Source organism: Escherichia sp. HH091_1A (assembly GCF_030295175.1).
In the GTDB taxonomy this organism is placed as follows: Bacteria; Pseudomonadota; Gammaproteobacteria; order Enterobacterales; family Enterobacteriaceae; genus Escherichia; species Escherichia coli_F.
In genome coordinates, this window is record NZ_AP025747.1 from 2,784,332 (window position 1) to 2,801,950 (window position 17,619).

At 50.0% G+C, this 17,619-nt stretch carries 24 protein-coding genes, 1 tRNA gene and 2 pseudogenes; 23 read left to right on the forward strand and 4 right to left on the reverse strand.

Features of this window, described 5'->3' with window-relative positions; all coding sequences use genetic code 11:
• Positions 1 to 84 precede the first annotated feature (84 nt).
• Both radD and rplY read left to right on the forward strand, forming a co-directional pair.
• A complete protein-coding gene (gene radD / locus QUF14_RS14095) occupies positions 85 to 1,845 on the forward strand; it encodes a DNA repair helicase RadD (RefSeq protein ID WP_000578095.1) in 1,761 nt (586 codons plus the stop codon).
• Positions 1,846 to 1,969: 124 nt separating this feature from the next.
• Positions 1,970 to 2,254, forward strand: coding sequence for a 50S ribosomal protein L25 (gene rplY, locus QUF14_RS14100; protein ID WP_000494197.1), 285 nt, complete (start codon positions 1,970 to 1,972; stop codon positions 2,252 to 2,254).
• A 140-nt stretch (positions 2,255 to 2,394) separates the two neighbouring features.
• On the opposite strand, the gene yejK is transcribed toward rplY, so the two are convergent.
• Entirely contained in the window at positions 2,395 to 3,402 is a 1,008-nt protein-coding gene (gene yejK, locus QUF14_RS14105; protein WP_000050789.1) for a nucleoid-associated protein YejK, read from the reverse strand.
• 181 nt (positions 3,403 to 3,583) lie between these two features.
• Here yejK and QUF14_RS14110 point away from each other — a divergent pair, with 181 nt between their 5' ends.
• The 6 genes from QUF14_RS14110 (at position 3,584) to QUF14_RS14135 (ending at position 7,913) form a co-directional block, all read left to right on the forward strand.
• Positions 3,584 to 3,811 carry a YejL family protein gene (locus QUF14_RS14110; protein ID WP_001135667.1) on the forward strand — a complete coding sequence of 76 codons (228 nt, stop codon included), beginning with the start codon at positions 3,584 to 3,586 and terminating at the stop codon, positions 3,809 to 3,811.
• 19 nt (positions 3,812 to 3,830) lie between these two features.
• The gene (yejM, locus tag QUF14_RS14115; protein WP_000256195.1) at positions 3,831 to 5,591 is read left to right on the forward strand and encodes an LPS biosynthesis-modulating metalloenzyme YejM; all 1,761 of its coding nucleotides are present in this window, start codon (positions 3,831 to 3,833) and stop codon (positions 5,589 to 5,591) included.
• A gap of 74 nt (positions 5,592 to 5,665) precedes the next feature.
• Positions 5,666 to 5,742 (forward strand) — tRNA-Pro (locus QUF14_RS14120).
• A gap of 208 nt (positions 5,743 to 5,950) precedes the next feature.
• Positions 5,951 to 7,192 (forward strand): integrase domain-containing protein, encoded by a 1,242-nt coding sequence (locus QUF14_RS14125; RefSeq protein WP_000101911.1) that lies wholly within the window; start codon positions 5,951 to 5,953, stop codon positions 7,190 to 7,192.
• A 158-nt stretch (positions 7,193 to 7,350) separates the two neighbouring features.
• Positions 7,351 to 7,536, forward strand: a complete 186-nt coding sequence (locus tag QUF14_RS14130; RefSeq protein WP_141219638.1) for a hypothetical protein — start codon at positions 7,351 to 7,353, stop codon at positions 7,534 to 7,536.
• 170 nt (positions 7,537 to 7,706) lie between these two features.
• A complete protein-coding gene (locus QUF14_RS14135) occupies positions 7,707 to 7,913 on the forward strand; it encodes a helix-turn-helix transcriptional regulator (protein WP_000447941.1) in 207 nt (68 codons plus the stop codon).
• A gap of 282 nt (positions 7,914 to 8,195) precedes the next feature.
• Here QUF14_RS14135 and QUF14_RS14140 read toward each other — a convergent pair whose 3' ends face one another.
• A complete protein-coding gene (locus tag QUF14_RS14140) occupies positions 8,196 to 8,375 on the reverse strand; it encodes a YlcI/YnfO family protein (RefSeq protein ID WP_000190552.1) in 180 nt (59 codons plus the stop codon).
• A gap of 199 nt (positions 8,376 to 8,574) precedes the next feature.
• On the opposite strand from QUF14_RS14140, the pseudogene QUF14_RS29055 reads away from it, so the two are divergent.
• From QUF14_RS29055 to QUF14_RS14210, 14 genes and pseudogenes are all read left to right on the forward strand, one after another.
• A pseudogene (locus QUF14_RS29055) lies at positions 8,575 to 8,700 on the forward strand (host cell division inhibitor Icd-like protein); the annotation flags it as partial.
• Between the two features lie 21 nt (positions 8,701 to 8,721).
• Entirely contained in the window at positions 8,722 to 9,189 is a 468-nt protein-coding gene (locus tag QUF14_RS29060; protein WP_374756998.1) for a host cell division inhibitor Icd-like protein, read from the forward strand.
• Positions 9,179 to 9,409, forward strand: a complete 231-nt coding sequence (locus QUF14_RS14155) for a hypothetical protein (RefSeq protein WP_000336132.1) — start codon at positions 9,179 to 9,181, stop codon at positions 9,407 to 9,409. Before QUF14_RS29060 ends, QUF14_RS14155 begins: the two co-directional genes overlap by 11 nt.
• Positions 9,402 to 9,629 (forward strand): hypothetical protein, encoded by a 228-nt coding sequence (locus QUF14_RS14160; protein ID WP_000549009.1) that lies wholly within the window; start codon positions 9,402 to 9,404, stop codon positions 9,627 to 9,629. The genes QUF14_RS14155 and QUF14_RS14160 overlap by 8 nt, the downstream gene beginning before the upstream one ends.
• Positions 9,630 to 9,634: 5 nt before the next feature.
• A complete protein-coding gene (locus tag QUF14_RS14165; protein WP_000810836.1) occupies positions 9,635 to 9,934 on the forward strand; it encodes a DUF4222 domain-containing protein in 300 nt (99 codons plus the stop codon).
• The gene (locus QUF14_RS14170; protein ID WP_000761827.1) at positions 9,931 to 11,685 is read left to right on the forward strand and encodes a DNA primase family protein; all 1,755 of its coding nucleotides are present in this window, start codon (positions 9,931 to 9,933) and stop codon (positions 11,683 to 11,685) included. Before QUF14_RS14165 ends, QUF14_RS14170 begins: the two co-directional genes overlap by 4 nt.
• A gap of 288 nt (positions 11,686 to 11,973) precedes the next feature.
• Positions 11,974 to 12,252, forward strand: a complete 279-nt coding sequence (locus tag QUF14_RS14175; protein ID WP_000557474.1) for a hypothetical protein — start codon at positions 11,974 to 11,976, stop codon at positions 12,250 to 12,252.
• Positions 12,249 to 12,671, forward strand: a complete 423-nt coding sequence (locus QUF14_RS14180) for a single-stranded DNA-binding protein (RefSeq protein ID WP_000126681.1) — start codon at positions 12,249 to 12,251, stop codon at positions 12,669 to 12,671. The genes QUF14_RS14175 and QUF14_RS14180 overlap by 4 nt, the downstream gene beginning before the upstream one ends.
• 415 nt (positions 12,672 to 13,086) lie before the next feature.
• Positions 13,087 to 13,293 (forward strand): hypothetical protein, encoded by a 207-nt coding sequence (locus QUF14_RS14185; protein ID WP_000796963.1) that lies wholly within the window; start codon positions 13,087 to 13,089, stop codon positions 13,291 to 13,293.
• Positions 13,293 to 14,348 (forward strand): major capsid protein, encoded by a 1,056-nt coding sequence (locus QUF14_RS14190; RefSeq protein WP_000907467.1) that lies wholly within the window; start codon positions 13,293 to 13,295, stop codon positions 14,346 to 14,348. The genes QUF14_RS14185 and QUF14_RS14190 overlap by 1 nt, the downstream gene beginning before the upstream one ends.
• An 11-nt stretch (positions 14,349 to 14,359) precedes the next feature.
• A pseudogene (locus QUF14_RS14195) lies at positions 14,360 to 14,727 on the forward strand (head decoration protein).
• 13 nt (positions 14,728 to 14,740) lie between these two features.
• Positions 14,741 to 15,154 (forward strand): hypothetical protein, encoded by a 414-nt coding sequence (locus QUF14_RS14200; RefSeq protein WP_000224588.1) that lies wholly within the window; start codon positions 14,741 to 14,743, stop codon positions 15,152 to 15,154.
• A gap of 161 nt (positions 15,155 to 15,315) precedes the next feature.
• Positions 15,316 to 15,750 carry a hypothetical protein gene (locus QUF14_RS14205; protein ID WP_000565611.1) on the forward strand — a complete coding sequence of 145 codons (435 nt, stop codon included), beginning with the start codon at positions 15,316 to 15,318 and terminating at the stop codon, positions 15,748 to 15,750.
• A 279-nt stretch (positions 15,751 to 16,029) separates the two neighbouring features.
• Positions 16,030 to 16,311, forward strand: coding sequence for a hypothetical protein (locus QUF14_RS14210; protein WP_000133434.1), 282 nt, complete (start codon positions 16,030 to 16,032; stop codon positions 16,309 to 16,311).
• A gap of 123 nt (positions 16,312 to 16,434) precedes the next feature.
• On the opposite strand, the gene QUF14_RS14215 is transcribed toward QUF14_RS14210, so the two are convergent.
• A complete protein-coding gene (locus QUF14_RS14215) occupies positions 16,435 to 16,734 on the reverse strand; it encodes a hypothetical protein (protein ID WP_001242999.1) in 300 nt (99 codons plus the stop codon).
• 112 nt (positions 16,735 to 16,846) lie between these two features.
• Between QUF14_RS14215 and QUF14_RS14220 the strand changes: the two genes are divergently transcribed.
• The gene (locus QUF14_RS14220) at positions 16,847 to 17,149 is read left to right on the forward strand and encodes a PerC family transcriptional regulator (RefSeq protein WP_001360810.1); all 303 of its coding nucleotides are present in this window, start codon (positions 16,847 to 16,849) and stop codon (positions 17,147 to 17,149) included.
• A 138-nt stretch (positions 17,150 to 17,287) separates the two neighbouring features.
• Here QUF14_RS14220 and QUF14_RS14225 read toward each other — a convergent pair whose 3' ends face one another.
• Positions 17,288 to 17,524 carry a hypothetical protein gene (locus QUF14_RS14225; RefSeq protein ID WP_001354776.1) on the reverse strand — a complete coding sequence of 79 codons (237 nt, stop codon included), beginning with the start codon at positions 17,522 to 17,524 and terminating at the stop codon, positions 17,288 to 17,290.
• Positions 17,525 to 17,619: the final 95 nt, after the last annotated feature.

The following is a 17,619-nucleotide window of genomic DNA, read 5'->3' on the forward strand; positions in this document are numbered from 1 at the left end:
CCCAGTATAGCGGTCTAATAACTTCCCTCAAGGGAAAAAGATCCGTGGCATACTATTAGCAGAATAATCTACCTACGCGAGACCATGATTTTTACACTCCGTCCATATCAGCAAGAAGCCGTGGATGCCACGCTCAACCATTTTCGTCGTCATAAAACCCCTGCCGTTATTGTGCTGCCCACCGGTGCAGGTAAAAGCCTGGTGATAGCGGAACTGGCGCGGCTGGCGCGTGGTCGTGTGCTGGTGCTGGCACACGTTAAAGAGCTGGTGGCGCAAAACCATGCAAAATATCAGGCGCTGGGACTGGAAGCCGATATCTTTGCCGCTGGGCTAAAGCGTAAAGAGAGCCACGGTAAAGTAGTATTTGGCAGCGTGCAATCGGTCGCCCGTAACCTTGATGCCTTTCAGGGTGAATTTTCACTGTTGATTGTCGATGAATGCCATCGTATTGGTGACGATGAAGAGAGCCAGTATCAGCAAATCCTCACTCACCTGACAAAAGTGAATCCCCGCTTACGCCTGTTAGGGCTGACTGCCACGCCTTTTCGGTTGGGCAAAGGCTGGATTTATCAGTTTCATTATCACGGCATGGTACGCGGCGATGAGAAAGCCCTTTTCCGCGACTGTATTTATGAGCTGCCGCTGCGTTATATGATTAAACACGGCTATCTGACGCCGCCAGAACGACTGGATATGCCAGTAGTGCAATACGATTTCAGCCGATTGCAGGCACAGAGTAACGGGCTGTTCAGCGAAGCCGATCTCAACCGCGAGCTGAAAAAACAGCAACGTATTACCCCGCACATCATCAGCCAGATTATGGAGTTCGCCGCAACGCGCAAAGGGGTGATGATTTTCGCTGCGACAGTCGAACACGCAAAAGAGATTGTCGGCTTGCTGCCCGCTGAGGATGCAGCACTTATTACCGGCGACACGCCAGGCGCTGAACGCGATGTATTAATTGAAGATTTTAAAGCCCAGCGTTTTCGCTATCTGGTCAACGTCGCGGTACTGACCACCGGATTTGACGCCCCGCACGTCGATCTTATTGCTATTCTGCGCCCTACCGAATCGGTGAGTCTTTACCAACAAATTGTCGGGCGCGGTCTGCGTCTGGCTCCAGGCAAGACTGATTGCTTAATTCTTGATTATGCGGGTAATCCTCACGATCTCTACGCGCCGGAGGTCGGTACACCGAAAGGCAAAAGTGACAACGTTCCGGTACAGGTTTTCTGCCCTGCCTGCGGTTTTGCCAACACCTTTTGGGGGAAAACGACCGCTGACGGGACATTGATTGAACACTTTGGTCGTCGTTGTCAGGGATGGTTTGATGATGACGACGGTCATCGAGAACAGTGTGACTTCCGTTTTCGTTTTAAAAATTGCCCGCAATGTAACGCAGAAAATGATATTGCCGCCCGCCGCTGCCGCGAATGTGACACCATACTGGTTGATCCAGACGACATGTTAAAAGCGGCGCTACGACTGAAAGACGCGCTGGTATTACGCTGTAGCGGCATGTCTTTGCAACATGGGCACGACGAGAAAGGCGAATGGTTGAAAATCACCTATTACGATGAAGACGGCGCGGATGTGAGTGAGCGTTTCCGTCTGCAAACGCCCGCTCAGCGTACCGCCTTCGAGCAGCTTTTTATCCGCCCGCATACGCGTACGCCGGGCATCCCTCTGCGCTGGATCACCGCTGCCGATATCCTCGCCCAACAAGCGTTGCTGCGCCATCCGGATTTCGTCGTCGCACGAATGAAAGGCCAGTACTGGCAAGTGCGTGAAAAAGTGTTTGATTACGAAGGTCGTTTTCGTCGGGCGCACGAATTACGCGGTTAATGGTAGTTTTAATTGATGTGCAAGGCGATTGAGTATAGAATCTCGCCCGCTTTTGCATACGCAAAGCAGATCATTTGCCTGTTGCTGGGTCGCCTGTAGCAGGATTAATTTAAGAGAGAAAGAAATGTTTACTATCAACGCAGAAGTACGTAACGAGCAGGGTAAGGGTGCGAGCCGCCGCCTGCGTACCGCTAACAAATTCCCGGCAATCATCTACGGTGGCAACGAAGCGCCGCTGGCTGTTGCTCTGGATCACGACAAAGTCATGAACATGCAAGTTAAAGCTGAATTCTACAGCGAAGTTCTGACCATCGTTGTTGACGGTAAAGAAATCAAAGTTAAAGCTCAGGACGTACAGCGCCACCCGTACAAACCTAAGCTGCTGCACATCGACTTCGTTCGCGCTTAATCGCTGAATAAGTTGTAAAAAAAACCCCGCTCCGGCGGGGTTTTTTGTATCTGCAAATTATGCCTGATTACGGTATTGCTATTTTTTGTAGGCCAGATAAGGCGTTCACGCCGCATCTGGCATTCATAACACCAAACCGATTAATTGCCGCCAGACGTCCGGCGCTGCAATTGATCGCGCAAGTTCGGCGGCGTGCCTTTAATGGTCAGGGTATCGGTCGCCGGGTCCCAGAAAATGCGCTCACCTAACAGCATCGCATCAAAGTTAATGGTCAAGCCACCACCGCTACCGGCAAACTTCGTCAACTGACGCAACGTGCTACGGTCTGCCGGGAAGCTCTCTTCAAGTTCGTAGCCTTTTTCAGCCGCAAATTCCGTGAAGCTCACTTCGCTGACGCCCGCCAGCTCTTTCGACAGCGATTCAAGCTCGATCTCTTCACCCGCCTGCAATTGCTCATTACAGTAGCTGTAGACCTGCTGACGCACGTTCTGCCGTTCTGCTTTATCCAGTTGTGCTTCGGCAGTGAAATCATCAACCGCCTGCAATAATCCGCGGTTTTGCGCTTTCGCGTTCAACCCTTCGCTGGCACCGAGGAAGTCCATGAAGAAATCGGCCACTTTGCGCCCGACTCGCCCTTTCAGGAAAGTGAGATACCGGGTCGACTCTGGATTGGTTTCCCATTCGGTTAAATCAATACGCGCAACAATATCCGCATGATTGATATCAAGATAATGGGTCGGGTTGATGTCGAGATTTTCGTTAACGCGCATACTGCTCAGGTTGCTCAGAACCGCCACCAGCAGATATTCGACAGCTAAATAACGGTAGTGACAAAACAGCACGAAGCCACCGTCAGCAAAAGGATATTTCGCTAATTCGTCACGCAGGCGACCGGTTGCCGCGCGGCTAAAGGCCAGAAAGTCCTCTTCGCCCTGACGCTGTAAGCGTAGCGTCTGCGCCAGTTCACTCTCTTCGCTGAACAAGCCGTATGCTTTATTTTTGGCGCTATAGACCCGATGTAGTTCTGCCACCATCTCAACGACGGTTTCTGTCGGTTCCAGCAATGAATCGCGCAACACCAGCTCAAGGTTCTGCTCATCACGCTTGATAAGCTGGTGCAGAGCAATCTGGTTGATATCCAGACTCATGATAAACTCTCCTTTAAGACCGGCCGGTATTCAACCACCGCCGGTAAAGCGACGCAATAAAAGATGGCGGTCATTTTACAGAAGGCGGCGTAACGAGAATGATTTAAAGCATAAAAAAGCAGAAAAAAAACCGTTGCTACGGTAATATGTTGCCCTTTCATCAACTAACTGATTTCGATTTATGCCACAAATTTCCCGCTACAGTGATGAACAGGTTGAACAATTGCTCGCAGAGCTGCTCAACGTACTGGAAAAACATAAGGCTCCGACCGACCTTTCCCTGATGGTGTTAGGCAACATGGTCACTAACCTTATCAACACCAGCATTGCCCCGGCCCAACGCCAGGCAATTGCCAACTCTTTTGCCCGCGCCTTACAGTCCTCTATCAACGAAGACAAAGCGCACTAAGGGAAACAGATAACAGGTTATGGTAACTCATCGTCAGCGCTACCGTGAAAAAGTCTCCCAGATGGTCAGTTGGGGGCACTGGTTTGCACTGTTCAATATTCTGCTTTCGCTCGTCATTGGCAGCCGTTACCTGTTTATCGCCGACTGGCCGACAACGCTTGCTGGTCGCATTTATTCCTACGTAAGCATTATCGGCCATTTCAGCTTCCTGGTGTTCGCCACCTACTTGCTGATCCTCTTCCCGCTGACTTTTATCGTCGGCTCCCAGAGGCTGATGAGGTTTTTGTCCGTCATTTTAGCAACGGCGGGAATGACGCTATTACTGATCGATAGCGAAGTCTTTACTCGTTTCCATCTCCATCTTAATCCCATCGTCTGGCAGTTGGTTATCAACCCAGACGAAAATGAGATGGCGCGCGACTGGCAGCTGATGTTCATTAGCGTGCCGGTTATTTTATTGCTTGAACTGGTGTTTGCGACGTGGAGCTGGCAAAAGCTACGCAGCCTGACGCGTCGTCGGCGCTTCGCGCGCCCACTGGCCGCATTCTTATTTATCGCTTTTATTGCCTCGCATGTGGTGTATATCTGGGCCGATGCCAACTTCTATCGCCCGATCACCATGCAGCGCGCTAACCTGCCGCTTTCGTACCCGATGACGGCGCGACGTTTTCTTGAGAAGCATGGTCTGCTTGATGCGCAGGAGTATCAACGCCGTCTTATTGAGCAAGGTAACCCAGACGCTGTTTCCGTTCAGTATCCGTTAAGCGAGCTGCGCTATCGCGATATGGGCACCGGGCAGAATGTGCTGTTGATCACTGTCGATGGCCTGAATTACTCACGCTTCGAGAAACAGATGCCTGCGCTGGCAGGTTTTGCTGAGCAAAATATTTCGTTCACGCGCCATATGAGCTCCGGCAACACTACAGACAACGGCATCTTTGGCCTGTTCTATGGCATCTCGCCAAGCTATATGGACGGCATTCTGTCGACCCGTACGCCTGCGGCGTTAATTACTGCGCTTAATCAGCAAGGCTATCAGCTGGGGTTATTCTCGTCAGATGGCTTTACCAGCCCGCTGTATCGCCAGGCATTGTTGTCAGATTTCTCGATGCCGAGCGTACGTACCCAATCCGACGAGCAGACCGCCACACAGTGGATTAACTGGCTGGGCCGCTACGCACAAGAAGATAACCGCTGGTTCTCGTGGGTGTCTTTCAATGGCACCAACATTGACGACAGCAATCAGCTGGCATTTGCACGGAAATATAGCCGGGCGGCAGGCAATGTCGATGACCAGATCAACCGCGTGCTCAATGCACTGCGTGATTCTGGCAAACTGGACAATACGGTGGTGATTATCACTGCCGGCCGGGGTATTCCGCTGAGCGAAGAGGAAGAAACCTTTGACTGGTCCCACGGTCATCTGCAGGTACCATTAGTGATTCACTGGCCAGGCACGCCGGCGCAGCGTATTAATGCGCTGACTGATCATACCGATCTGATGACGACGCTGATGCAACGCCTGCTACATGTCAGCACACCTGCCAGCGAATATTCGCAAGGTCAGGATTTGTTCAACCCTCAACGCCGTCATTACTGGGTTACCGCTGCGGATAACGATACGCTGGCAATTACCACCCCGAAAAAGACGCTGGTGCTGAACAATAACGGTAAATACCGTACTTACAACTTACGTGGTGAAAGAGTGAAAGATGAAAAACCACAGTTAAGTTTGTTATTGCAGGTGCTGACAGACGAGAAGCGTTTTATCGCTAACTGATTAATTATAAATCAGTTAGCGAAATATCTTACTTGCATTCGTTGTGGAAAACGGTAGTATTAGCAGCCACGAGTCGGCACGTAGCGCAGCCTGGTAGCGCACCGTCATGGGGTGTCGGGGGTCGGAGGTTCAAATCCTCTCGTGCCGACCAAATCGCCCACCGGAAAGCACCGAATAAGACAGGGATAACCCGCTAATCACTTGATTGGCGGGTTTTTTTATGGTTTTTAGTCACCGAACATCACCGGATTTATAAGCTATCAGCCGGATTTTTTAGTTATACGTTTAGTTATACGGGCTGGCGTATAACTAAAGCCGTATAACTAAAACCCTGTTTTTTCGTGTGGAATCATAGACATATGGCGAGAAAAACACCCCCATTAACCACAGTGCAGATCAAAGCAGCCAGACCAGCGCAAAAGGAGTACACCCTACAGGACGGCGGTGGGCTTTTTCTCCTGGTAAAACCGTCCGGATCAAAACTCTGGCGATTTTCCTACTACCGACCATCGGACAAAAAAAGAATATTGCTGAGTTTTGGATCGCTTGAAGATGTTTCCCTGGCTGATGCCAGAAAACGCCGTAGCGAGTACAGGACGTTAATCAGTGCCGGAACTGACCCGCAGGACCATGAGAAGAAAAAACGAGAGGCAGAGGCCCGAAGACAAGGGAACACGTTCGAAAATGTGGCGGCGGCATGGTACCAGGTGAAAATCAGCCAGAATCTGGCCCCCAACACGATTAAAGACATCTGGCGTTCGCTGGATAAATATGTATTCCCGTTCATCGGCAACACGCCAATAGATACCCTCACTGCCCGAAGGTTCGTTGAGGTGCTTACACCCATCAAGGAGCGCGGCAACCTGGAAACACTCAAGCGGGTTTTACAGCGCGTTAATGAGGTAATGGATTACGCCGCCAACAGTGGGCTGATTGATGCCAATCCGGCTATGAATGTGCGTAAGGCGTTCCCCTCCCCTGTAAAAAAACATATGCCAACAATCCGCCCCGAACAGTTGCCGGAGCTTATGCAGGCTTTATCCGTATCAGCAACAGAACGGCAGACCAGATTACTGATTGAATGGCAGCTACTGACTGTAACCCGTCCGGTTGAAGCATCGTCAGCACGCTGGGAAGAAATCGACATGGACGCGCAACAATGGACGATCCCCGCCGGACGCATGAAGATGCGGCGTGATCACGTTATCCCGCTTTGTAGTCAGGCTATGGCGGTACTGGAGGCCATGAAGCCAATCAGCCACCACCGCGAGCACGTTTTCCCTAGCCTGAAAGACCCACGGCAGCCTATGAACAGCCAGACCGCCAACGCAGCATTGCGGCGAATGGGATTCGCTGGCGTGCTGGTGTCTCATGGATTACGCGCCATATTCAGCACAGCAGCGAACGAGGAAGGATTCGAGCCGGACGTAATCGAGGCCGCACTCGCACACGTGGACACGAACGAGGTAAGGCGAGCATATAACCGAAGTAACTACCTGGAAAAGCGCGTGGTGCTTATGCGCTGGTGGGGGGAATTTGTAGAGGCCGCAGCAACCGGAGTGACCATAGCCAGTGGTAAAAGGGGTATCCGTGCCGTGTAACTGTACAAAAAACCAGTAAAAGCGATGCAAACCATGCTAAACCATCGTATAATCACCATATACAGAGAGACCCGACTCTTGAAATTCAAGGAGTTATCCGAGTGTTTTTCAATGAAAAGGTATCCCCTGCCTATGGTGAAGGCCTTCAACTGGCCTTAATGGCAAATCGTGAATTCTGGTCAACGTACGATCCGGAAGACAAATCAACTGCCCCCACAAAACACGAGGTAGTCAGTTTTTTGCGCTCGCGTGGCGCATCGAAAAATCTGGCTGAAAGTATCGACAAGGTGCTGAGGCCCACCAGCCTTAAATGCGGTGGGCGACCTAAGAAGTGGAAACGGTAATCACAATAGCGGCCCCTTGCGGTCGCTATTTTTTTGCAGAAAGAAAAGCGTAATCAATAAGATAAAAAACAGTGGGTACCGTTTTAAAACGGTGGGTACTGTTTTTCCCGCCCTGCCCTGTTTTACCGTATTTATCACCGGAATACGCCGGATTAACGAGGTAAAACATAGTGGAAACAATCAGAAAAATTCTTACCCGTCAGGAAGTAAAAAATATTCTGCGCATCAAGGCAGACAGTTCGCTACAGGACATGATCAACGCCGGAAAATTCCCGAAAGGCTTCAAAATCGGTCTGCGCCGTGTTGGCTGGTATGAAGATGAAGTGCTGGCCTGGCTGAAAGAGCGCGAGGAAGAAGCGCGCGGAACGGCTGCGTAATGGTGTGAGGCGTAACGCGATGAACATAACAAAAAGCGCCCCGTTGCCGGAGCGCCCTTGCGAACAATTAACCTGCTGCGAAAAAAATGGATCAGTGCAGTGGAATTATATCAACCGTGTGACGAAGCGCCACAATTGCCGGATAACAGGCAAAACAAAGGCCACCCGCTACGGTGGCCCCTCGACACAAGCTACACGTTATCCCCAACGCATGAGCATAGCCAACAATGCCACATTTGCGGCTGGTGGGCAAAGCGTAACCGGAAAAAAATTCCGGTGGAGCTACTCCTGCTCTTTGGCCTTGCGGCGCTGGCGGCGTTTGATCTCGCCGCGCATGGCTGCACTTATAAACTGCCCTGTACTTTCGCCTTCTTCTTTCACGTTTTCCATGCCTTCAATAATTTCATGGGCAATACGTGCAGTTACAGATTGTGATTTTGCATTCTTTGGACCTGTTGCCATGTCTAACTCCTTATGTTTTTGGTGTAAGACAATATACACGAAAAAAAATTATTTTGAAGGGTTGACGTGTAAGACACTATTATTTTACATTGTGTCTTACACCTTGTTGATACAAGGTGCAGAAACGACGAAACCCGGCAGTGCGCTAACACTAACCGGGCTTCTAACCACCAACGATAACGAGAGTATCGAGGTAGCTATGTTAAATCATACCATACACCCGCAAGGGCGGGACTCGCACAACCTGAATAAATATATCTGGCGTTTTATCGCCCTGAGCACAGCACAACCGCGCGTGATTACCATTGAGGCCACCAGCGAACAGGAAGCACGCCAGAAAAACCAGTTGATCGCCATTGCCAGCCAGGGCTATGATTTATCCGCACCAGCAAAATCTGGTGCCGGGATTGGCGTCCTGGTATTTAACGAAGCGCACAACACGCGCCCTGCGTGTTTTTTTGTGCCGGATAGTCACACCTTATCAATGGTGGGCTGTATGGGGGCGGAGCAATCCGCGCCGGGTTCTTCGTTAACCGGTTACGCCAACCCTGTACAGTCCACCGCCAGCGAAATTGGCGTTTCCTGCGGTGGGTTTATTAAACCTAACGAAGAGGCTGCCAACATGGCTACTATCCCTGCCCTCGTACATTCTCAAACTGCCTTTATCTGGCGCTTTATCATCTTTGGCGCGTCAGAATCCCAAATCATCCACGTAACCGCCTGGACGGAACGCGAAGCGCGTAGTCGTTGCCCGTCCGGTTGTGTTGCTGTATTCGCCGCCCGTATTCGTCAGGAGGTGCGCCATGTGCAATAAAAACACGCCGGACGCAGCAGGCGAAGCATTGAAAGTACTGATACATGCGCTTGTGGATATAAATTGCATGGTAGAGATCATGGAGAGGAAATCACAGTCGGAGTACGACAAAAGAAAATTTAAAACAATAAAAATAATTATCAAAAACTCACTGACAAAAGCTACAGACATCCTCAATGAGGACACTAAAAGAATCAGGGAGAAACTGTGTGATGCATAAAATACCCTTTAATGTTCTTATTCATTCTGAGAATGCATTAATCCGCGCAAAGGAAATGGAGGCATTATTACTTAAGTTAATGGAAGTGCCGGAAAATGGCGATGAATCATATCCCATGATGTTTTCTGCCGTGCACACATTATTAACGCCAGTAATTAACGAATTAAATACAGTGATGGCAATTCACGAGAATAATAAAGCGCATCACACCGGAGAATAAAAACCATGAAACAGAAAAATTCTGGCTTTACTGCCAGTGGCCTCGCTCGGCCTGAAATCCGCCCCGGCGATATTTTCCGGGATAACTACGGCGGCACGGTAACGATTAAAAGCGTGGCGGGACGGTGCGTAACTTACCGCCGTGAAGGTTACGAATATGATTGCGTGATGCCTGTTTATCAGTTCCGGCGTGATTTTTCTCTGGTACAGACCGCGCCGCATAACGTGCCCACCAGCAACGCCAGGGCACGGGCAAACATCCAGAAGCTGAAAACCATGATTAACGGATTCAGGGGTAAAAAATGAAACTGGCACCGAACGTAAAACAGCAGTCACGCGGCATAAAACACAAAGAAACAGAAGTCATTATTTTTGCGGGTAGTGATGCCTGGTCACACGCAAAACAATGGCAGGAACATGACGCGCGTCTGGCCGGAGATAATGAGCCTCCTGTGTGGCTTGGGGAGCAGCAGTTATCAGAACTGGATAAGCTGCAAATTGTGCCGGAAGGCAGAAAATCCGTGCGCATATTCAGGGCCGGATATCTTGCGCCAGTAATGATAAAGGCGATTGGCCAGAAGCTGGCGGCGGCAGGCGTACAGGATGCAAATTTTTATCCTGAGGGTATGCACGGCCAAGAGGTGCAGAACTGGCGCGAATATCTGGCCCGTGAGCGACAGAATCTTTCTGATGGTCTGGTCATTGAGCTTCCGGTAAAGCAAAAGGCGCAACTTTCGCAGATGGCGGACAGTGAGCGCGCGCAGCTGCTTGCCGATCGCTTTGATGGCGTTTGCGTACATCCTGAAAGTGAAATCGTTTACGTATGGCGCGGCGGGGTATGGTGTCCGGTCAGCACAATGGAACTTAGCCGCGAAATGGTGGCGATCTATTCAGAGCACAGGGCCACTTTCAGCAAGCGCGTAATCAATAACGCCGTGGAAGCGTTAAAAGTTATTGCCGAACCAATGGGCGAGCCGTCCGGCGATTTGCTGCCGTTCGCCAATGGTGCGCTTGACCTGAAAACGGGGGAATTTTCCCCGCACACGCCGGAGAACTGGATCACCACGCACAACGGTATTGAGTACACGCCACCAGCACCAGGGGAGAATATCCGCGACAACGCGCCAAACTTTCATAAATGGCTTGAGCACGTAGCCGGAAAAGACCCGCGCAAGATGATGCGTATATGTGCCGCGCTGTACATGATTATGGCGAACCGGTACGACTGGCAGATGTTTATTGAGGCCACCGGAGACGGCGGGAGCGGTAAAAGTACATTCACGCACATAGCCAGCCTTCTGGCAGGGAAACAGAACACGGTGAGCGCGGAGATGACATCGCTTGATGATGCTGGTGGACGTGCGCAGGTTGTCGGGAGTCGTCTTATCGTCCTGGCTGACCAGCCGAAATATACAGGCGAAGGAACGGGCATCAAGAAAATCACGGGCGGCGACCCCGTGGAAATTAACCCGAAATATGAAAAGCGTTTTACGGCGGTAATCAGGGCGGTGGTGCTGGCTACCAACAATAACCCGATGATATTCACCGAACGGGCCGGAGGTGTGTCACGTCGTCGCGTAATTTTCCGTTTCGACAATATCGTCAGTGAGGCCGAAAAAGACAGGGAGCTACCGGAAAAGATTGCGGCTGAAATCCCTGTCATTATCCGCCGATTGCTGGCGAACTTTACCGACCCTGAGAAGGCACGGGCTTTACTACTGGAACAGCGTGACGGTGATGAAGCACTGGCAATAAAGCAACAGACGGATCCGGTTATTGAGTTTTGCCAGTTCCTGAATTTTCTGGAGGAAGCGCGCGGCCTGATGATGGGTGGCGGTGGTGATTCAGTGAAGTACACGACCAGGAACAGCCTTTATCGCGTCTATCTGGCGTTTATGGCGTACGCAGGCAGGAGCAAACCGCTAAACGTAAATGACTTTGGCAAGGCTATGAAGCCAGCCGCGAAAGTTTACGGACATGAATATATTACGCGGAAAGTTAAGGGAGTAACGCAGACTAACGCAATAACAACAGACGAGTGCGACGCGTTTTTATAATTTTTTGTAATTGCTGTCTACCCTGTCTACCTGAGTAAAGAAAAATACATTTAATTCAGTGCATTAAGTTATGTAGATAGCCTTTTTTTACTATCTACCCACTATCTACCCTCTCTACCTGATTTTACCTGAATCAGACAGGGAGGTAGACACGGGGTAGATAGTGGATAAAAGCACTCTACCCCGCTGAAAGCCGCGCCATTACTGGCATGAGGGCCACTAAGGTAGATAAGGTAGACAAGGGGAGGCACAACTCAAAACTTTTTAAACGAGGGGGTAAAAATAAATATGCACACTTCAGGGAAATTTAATAAATCACTCAAAAAACGCAGAGACAGAACAGAACCGAAATATCGCGCGTTAGACATGACAGAGCACGCTTTAAAGGTGGCAATCAGAACGATAGACCGCCACGCGGGGGAAGGATACGCGAAAGCACATCCCGACCTGATAAGCGCATTCATGACCACGACGGCGGCAAATTTTGCCACGCTGACAGAGCGGGAGATTGCCGAAGCGGAACAGGTAACAACAATCAACGTTAAAACCGGAGAGGTGGAATCATGACAGCACAGATAGCCGCTTACGGGCGGCTGGTGGACGACCCGCAGGTAAAACAGACCAGCAAGGGCACACCGATGACGCTGGCGCGTATGGCGGTCCCCCTTCCGTGCAGCCAGGCAGATGACGGAACGGCGACGATGTGGTTATCCGTCCTGGCATTTGGCAGACAGGCCGAAGCACTGGAAAGGCACCGCAAGGGTGAACTCCTGAGCGTGGCGGGTAACATGCAGATCAGCCAGTGGACTGGGCAGAACGGAGAAACGCGGCAGGGCTGGCAGGTTATCGCAGACAGTGTAATCAGTGCGCGAACGGCGCGACTGGGCGGCAAAAAAGGTCAACAGGGCCAGGCTACTGACGCGCTGAACAGGGCAAAACAACAGGCGGGGAATGATGATCCGTACGGGGATAACATACCGTTTTAAGCGACGAGTGACAGAAGCCGGAGCAATCCGGCTTTTTTACGGGTCCTCCTGGCGGGGTGGGCCTGAACACGGGGCGGGAGGCGCGGAAAAAAGCGCATTTTTGTGATTTTATCGTCATCATCATCATGAGCGTAATTTATTGTTTTTAATTGTTTTGATGCAAAAAAGATGATGGTTGTGGTTAATTTTTGTTCGACATCTTTGCAGGCAGATAAAAAAGCCCGATAAGGTCAGAGGTGGCTTATCGGGCTTTTGCATATGAGGCTTTTTGGTGCACTGACACACATGATCGGGATCATCATTTCATAATTTGCAACACAACTCAACATCATTGCATAAAATGCAATCATGATTATAATCAGAACTGGATGAACATCCAGTTCTGATTTTTTAAGTCAAAGAGGAATTTCTTACTATGGCTGAAGAGAAAAAAGGCGGTGTTTCGGTGTACATAAGCCCCGAAATCGTGGAGGTGCTCAAGCAGCGCCACAAAAAAAACTATGAGGCTGGCGTGGCGGCTGGACTGGATCCGCTGATGACGCCGGAGCCGTCGATAGGTTCACTTGTACGCTCTTATTTACTTGCGGCGCTTGGGATGCATAAAAATTATGGGGGTGAATAATGGCAGGCAAAGCAACGGCACTTAACACTAACCAGCTTTTCATGTACCTGAATCGCGGGGATATTGCGGAATTTAAATTCAGTCCGCTGTTTACCACGCTGTTTTTCCCGAACGTGGCGACATTCAACACCCAAAACATCATGCTGGACACCCTGGACATTGAAGAGGTTACGATGTCGGCGTTTTGTTCGCCTATGGTGGGTAGTCAGGTCCAGCGCGATAAAGGGTACGAAACCAGCACGATTAAACCTGGATACATGAAGCCGAAGCACGAAATCGATCCAACGAAAACCATCATACGTATGGCTGGAGAAGATCCGGCACAGCTTAATGACCCAACCTATCGCCGTATGCGCCTGATTACTGGCAACATGCGCCGCCAGATAAACGCGATTAAAGCGCGCGTGGAATGGCTGGCGGTGAATGCGATAACGACCGGAAAAAACATCATTGAGGGCGAAGGCATAGAACGCTATGAAATCGACTGGAAGATACCGGAAAAAAACATCATAGAGCAGGCCAAAGGCCGTAAATGGTCCGAGCAGGACAAAGAAACCCACGATCCAATCTATGATATCGAGCTTTATGCGGATCAAGCATGTTGCCCCGCCAACGTCATGATCATGGGCGCTGAGGTATGGCGAACGTTACGCAGCTTTAAAAAATTCCGCGAACTGTACGATCTTTCCCGTGGTTCAGAGTCCTCCGCAGAGCTGGCCTGTAAAAACCTGGGCGAAGTGGTGAGCTTTAAAGGATATCTGGGCGATATTGCCCTTATCGTCTATTCCGGCAAATACACTGACAGCGACGGCACCGAAAAATATTTCCTTGAGCCTGATTTGCTGGTCCTGGGCAACACCAACAATAAAGGGCTGGTGGCCTATGGTGCGATTATGGATCAGGAAGCGGTCAGAACGGGCGCAACGCAAAACATGTTTTACCCGAAAAACTGGATTGAGGACGGCGATCCGGCGATTGAGTACGTGCAGACGCACAGCGCACCGCAGCCGGTTCCGGCAGATATTCGCAAATTTGTTACCGTCAAAATTGGTTAACGGGGGATTCTATGGACACTCCATACATTGAGTTATTTGCAGGCAGTCAGCAGGTTGCCACGACGCTGGTACATTTTGCCGCTGATGCTGGCGTTATTCAGGAATTTACCCCGCTGATGCTGGCGTTATTCAGGAATTTACCCCGCTGATGCTGGCGGACAATGGCGAATTTAAGCCGTGGGATGGTCAGGAATCTGGCAAGGCTGTTTATCTGACGGCGTATCCCGTGGACACGTCAACGCAGAAATCAGCACAGTGTTACAAGACGGGGATATTCAATATTGCCGCCGTTAACTGGCCTGAGAGCGTCGACACCGACGCGAAAAAATGTGCCGCCTTTGCGGGTTCTGGTGTATCTGTTCAGCCGCTGGCGCGATAAGCAGGGGGGAACGATGGCAACGAATGAAAGTATCATGGCGCTACCGCTGGCGAGTAAATTTAAAGCTGAAGCGCGGGCAATGGCTGACAGATGTCTATCAACCTACGAAGCTATATATCAACTTAACAAACTGGAAGAACAGGACAAGCCGCGCGCTGATGCGATTATGTCGCTTCATGAATCTGACGACTATCAGCCGCTGTTACGTGCAATGGCAAACGTGCCTTGTATTGATGTTGATACGGCTAAAAACATCCTGAACATGACCATAGAACAGGAACGCCAGAAGGTTGCACCAGAGCTTACCGCAGCCTTTGAAAACTTTATGGACATGCACAGCCCACAAGCCGTATCAGCTGGCATGGCATACGATGGCAGAAACCCGGGCGATGACGGCGACATTGATCGCATACTGAAAACCATCTGAGACAAGGCCGGAGAAATCCGGCTTTTTTGCGGGTCCTTTCCGGCATATGGACCTGTTACGGGGCGGCGACCTCGCGCGTTTTCACTATTTATGACGTTTTTCCGAGAAGGTGCCACCACCACCACTTGATTAATATTTAACCATGCAGTTGAGGTAACATTATGATTGATAAAGCTTGTTTTGTAAGCCAGCAGGAAATAGCTGAACATTTCCAGGTAAACAGAACCACTATTCGCGCATGGACCAAACAGGGGATGCCCTATCTTAATGCGGATCGCGGAAAGTCTGGCGGTTATCACATCGGGCATACATTGCTTTGGTCTTCAGGTAAAAGCCATTTTGAGACCATCGGATATCACGTAGAAACCAGTGCGCTGGAAAAAATTATGGTTGCCAGGCTGCTTTCATCTGAGCGTGACGAGTACTCCAGTGAAGAAACAGAACATCGATTTGATGAAGGTTTGCAGATTTACGGCTATGCACCGGAAGATGTGAGCAAGGCACGAAATAAAATGGCTGGCTTTCTGGCTGGGTGGCGTCATGCAGTAAGCGTTCGCCGTGCCAGCATGGAGCAATCAGCCGATACAGAACAGTAAAGCCGATAACTTGTTAATCACTCGCAGCAATGCATGTGATTTGTGCACACTTTCGGTTAACTGGTTCGATGTCCGGTTTTAGTGTCTGTTTTTTGCGCATGTCCGGTTCATGGAAAGCATGTTTTTATATTTTTCATATGGTTAACTTACAGAGAAACCGGACATGGATCCCGAAAAATTTTCATAAATAGTGAAAACGCGCGAGGTCGCCGCCCCGTAACGGGCCATAATTCCTGGAAGGACCCGACGACACCAGACTATCAGAACGATGGGGGCACAATGACAGAAGCCGAACTACTGCGATTAATCCGTCGCGTTGCCGGAATCAGCCAGCAGGCTGACGAACAGGCCACGCAGCCGGACAGCGTGACCGCAGAAAATTATGTTCGTGTGGTTGCTGAGGTGATGCACCGTGATGGTATCCAGCTTAATGATGCGGATATGCGCGACATACGGATCCGCGTTCTTGAAATGCTGGCCTACCGTCGCCGGATACAGACGTACAGGGAAAAAGCCAAAATAACGTACCAGTGGAAGAAGCCGGAGCGGTTACGGCGGTAACTTGCTGAAGTTAAAGCATAATGCAAATTTGCACTCTGGCCTAACCCGTTAATATTTCAGCAAAGTGCAAATTTGCGTTCTGTAGCTGGTGGCTGGCAGAATGTAAATTTACATTCTGGTGATTTAATCATCTGATTTACCCAGCCCGTACCGGATTACCGTACAGTGAGCGCCATCGCTACCGATACGCACATCAAAGCGGGGTTCGCGCACTTTCACGCGGTACAGGATCCCATCATTTACCATAGCGTTTAACGTTCGTCGGGTTGCCTCTATGTGATATCGCTGATATTCGGAACCATAGAGCAGCACTGTCACACCACGAACATCAAAAGGCGGATCTCCGGCCTCCACCCGCACCCAATCGCGATACTCAGGTTTGTAAAGTTCAAGAATCTGTTTTTTGTGCCTGGTCATTCTCATGTGTGATTCCTTATTGTGGGACAGTACTGTCATACAATAAGCTATGAGGGAAATTATCAAAAGAACGGAAACCAACCATTCAGATTTAACAGGTATCAATGGGATTATGCTTATGGTGCATGATGACAAAGCGGAAGAACTGGAAGCGAAAGGTTTATGGCGACGGGCGGCTAATCGCTGGGGTGAGTTACTGAAACAGGCGGCAAGTGATGAAGCGCGTCAGTATGTAACGGAACGACGAACGGCATGTATCCGGAAGGCAACCATAACCCGGGAACCGGAAAGAGACCTGATTTGTGCCATAAGAACCGCCGCCACAAAAACACTAACGGACATGGGGATCGACCTGAAAAAAGAAGATCCACTGCGGGGCATTCAGCACGGACATACAAAGCGGGATAAACGCAGGAAGTAATTTTTTTCGTGTAACCAGGCAACCGACTATCTGAAAGAAGTCAGAACTACGAAATTTTCGTAGTTTAATTTGCAGCCAGGCTATCGGAGATCGTGACGGAGAGTGACAACCAGTGACACGACGTGACAAAAAGACGGTTTAACCGTTAATTAAAAATCGATGGGATTTTGTGCTTTCCGGACGAGTGGCCAACGTCATTTTTAGCGAAAAGCTCTGATTAAGGTCATTGGCTGAATGGTCATAATGACCACGCAGATCATCAAGGCAACCATAACGACTTCCGTTACGGTTGATGCTTTTACCCCATTGGGGGAAAAGTATTACGATAATCATTACACCTACCGAACAGGCAAAGCCCAGCAGCCTGATTAACATTTAACCGGAAAAAAACCGGGGAGCAGGATGATAGTCGCTAGGGCAATTATTGCTGAAATTGTACACTTTTTCAGCAAATTATTTTAGTTATACGT

Coding starts and splice junctions, on each gene's coding strand:
- radD (WP_000578095.1), top strand. CDS start 85: ATGATTTTTACACTCCGTCCATATCAGCAAGAAGCCGTGGATGCCACG.
- rplY (WP_000494197.1), top strand. CDS start 1,970: ATGTTTACTATCAACGCAGAAGTACGTAACGAGCAGGGTAAGGGTGCG.
- yejK (WP_000050789.1), bottom strand. CDS start 3,402: ATGAGTCTGGATATCAACCAGATTGCTCTGCACCAGCTTATCAAGCGT.
- QUF14_RS14110 (WP_001135667.1), top strand. CDS start 3,584: ATGCCACAAATTTCCCGCTACAGTGATGAACAGGTTGAACAATTGCTC.
- yejM (WP_000256195.1), top strand. CDS start 3,831: ATGGTAACTCATCGTCAGCGCTACCGTGAAAAAGTCTCCCAGATGGTC.
- QUF14_RS14125 (WP_000101911.1), top strand. CDS start 5,951: ATGGCGAGAAAAACACCCCCATTAACCACAGTGCAGATCAAAGCAGCC.
- QUF14_RS14130 (WP_141219638.1), top strand. CDS start 7,351: ATGGCAAATCGTGAATTCTGGTCAACGTACGATCCGGAAGACAAATCA.
- QUF14_RS14140 (WP_000190552.1), bottom strand. CDS start 8,375: ATGGCAACAGGTCCAAAGAATGCAAAATCACAATCTGTAACTGCACGT.
- QUF14_RS14155 (WP_000336132.1), top strand. CDS start 9,179: ATGTGCAATAAAAACACGCCGGACGCAGCAGGCGAAGCATTGAAAGTA.
- QUF14_RS14160 (WP_000549009.1), top strand. CDS start 9,402: ATGCATAAAATACCCTTTAATGTTCTTATTCATTCTGAGAATGCATTA.
- QUF14_RS14165 (WP_000810836.1), top strand. CDS start 9,635: ATGAAACAGAAAAATTCTGGCTTTACTGCCAGTGGCCTCGCTCGGCCT.
- QUF14_RS14170 (WP_000761827.1), top strand. CDS start 9,931: ATGAAACTGGCACCGAACGTAAAACAGCAGTCACGCGGCATAAAACAC.
- QUF14_RS14175 (WP_000557474.1), top strand. CDS start 11,974: ATGCACACTTCAGGGAAATTTAATAAATCACTCAAAAAACGCAGAGAC.
- QUF14_RS14180 (WP_000126681.1), top strand. CDS start 12,249: ATGACAGCACAGATAGCCGCTTACGGGCGGCTGGTGGACGACCCGCAG.
- QUF14_RS14185 (WP_000796963.1), top strand. CDS start 13,087: ATGGCTGAAGAGAAAAAAGGCGGTGTTTCGGTGTACATAAGCCCCGAA.
- QUF14_RS14190 (WP_000907467.1), top strand. CDS start 13,293: ATGGCAGGCAAAGCAACGGCACTTAACACTAACCAGCTTTTCATGTAC.
- QUF14_RS14200 (WP_000224588.1), top strand. CDS start 14,741: ATGGCAACGAATGAAAGTATCATGGCGCTACCGCTGGCGAGTAAATTT.
- QUF14_RS14205 (WP_000565611.1), top strand. CDS start 15,316: ATGATTGATAAAGCTTGTTTTGTAAGCCAGCAGGAAATAGCTGAACAT.
- QUF14_RS14210 (WP_000133434.1), top strand. CDS start 16,030: ATGACAGAAGCCGAACTACTGCGATTAATCCGTCGCGTTGCCGGAATC.
- QUF14_RS14215 (WP_001242999.1), bottom strand. CDS start 16,734: ATGAGAATGACCAGGCACAAAAAACAGATTCTTGAACTTTACAAACCT.
- QUF14_RS14220 (WP_001360810.1), top strand. CDS start 16,847: ATGGTGCATGATGACAAAGCGGAAGAACTGGAAGCGAAAGGTTTATGG.
- QUF14_RS14225 (WP_001354776.1), bottom strand. CDS start 17,524: ATGTTAATCAGGCTGCTGGGCTTTGCCTGTTCGGTAGGTGTAATGATT.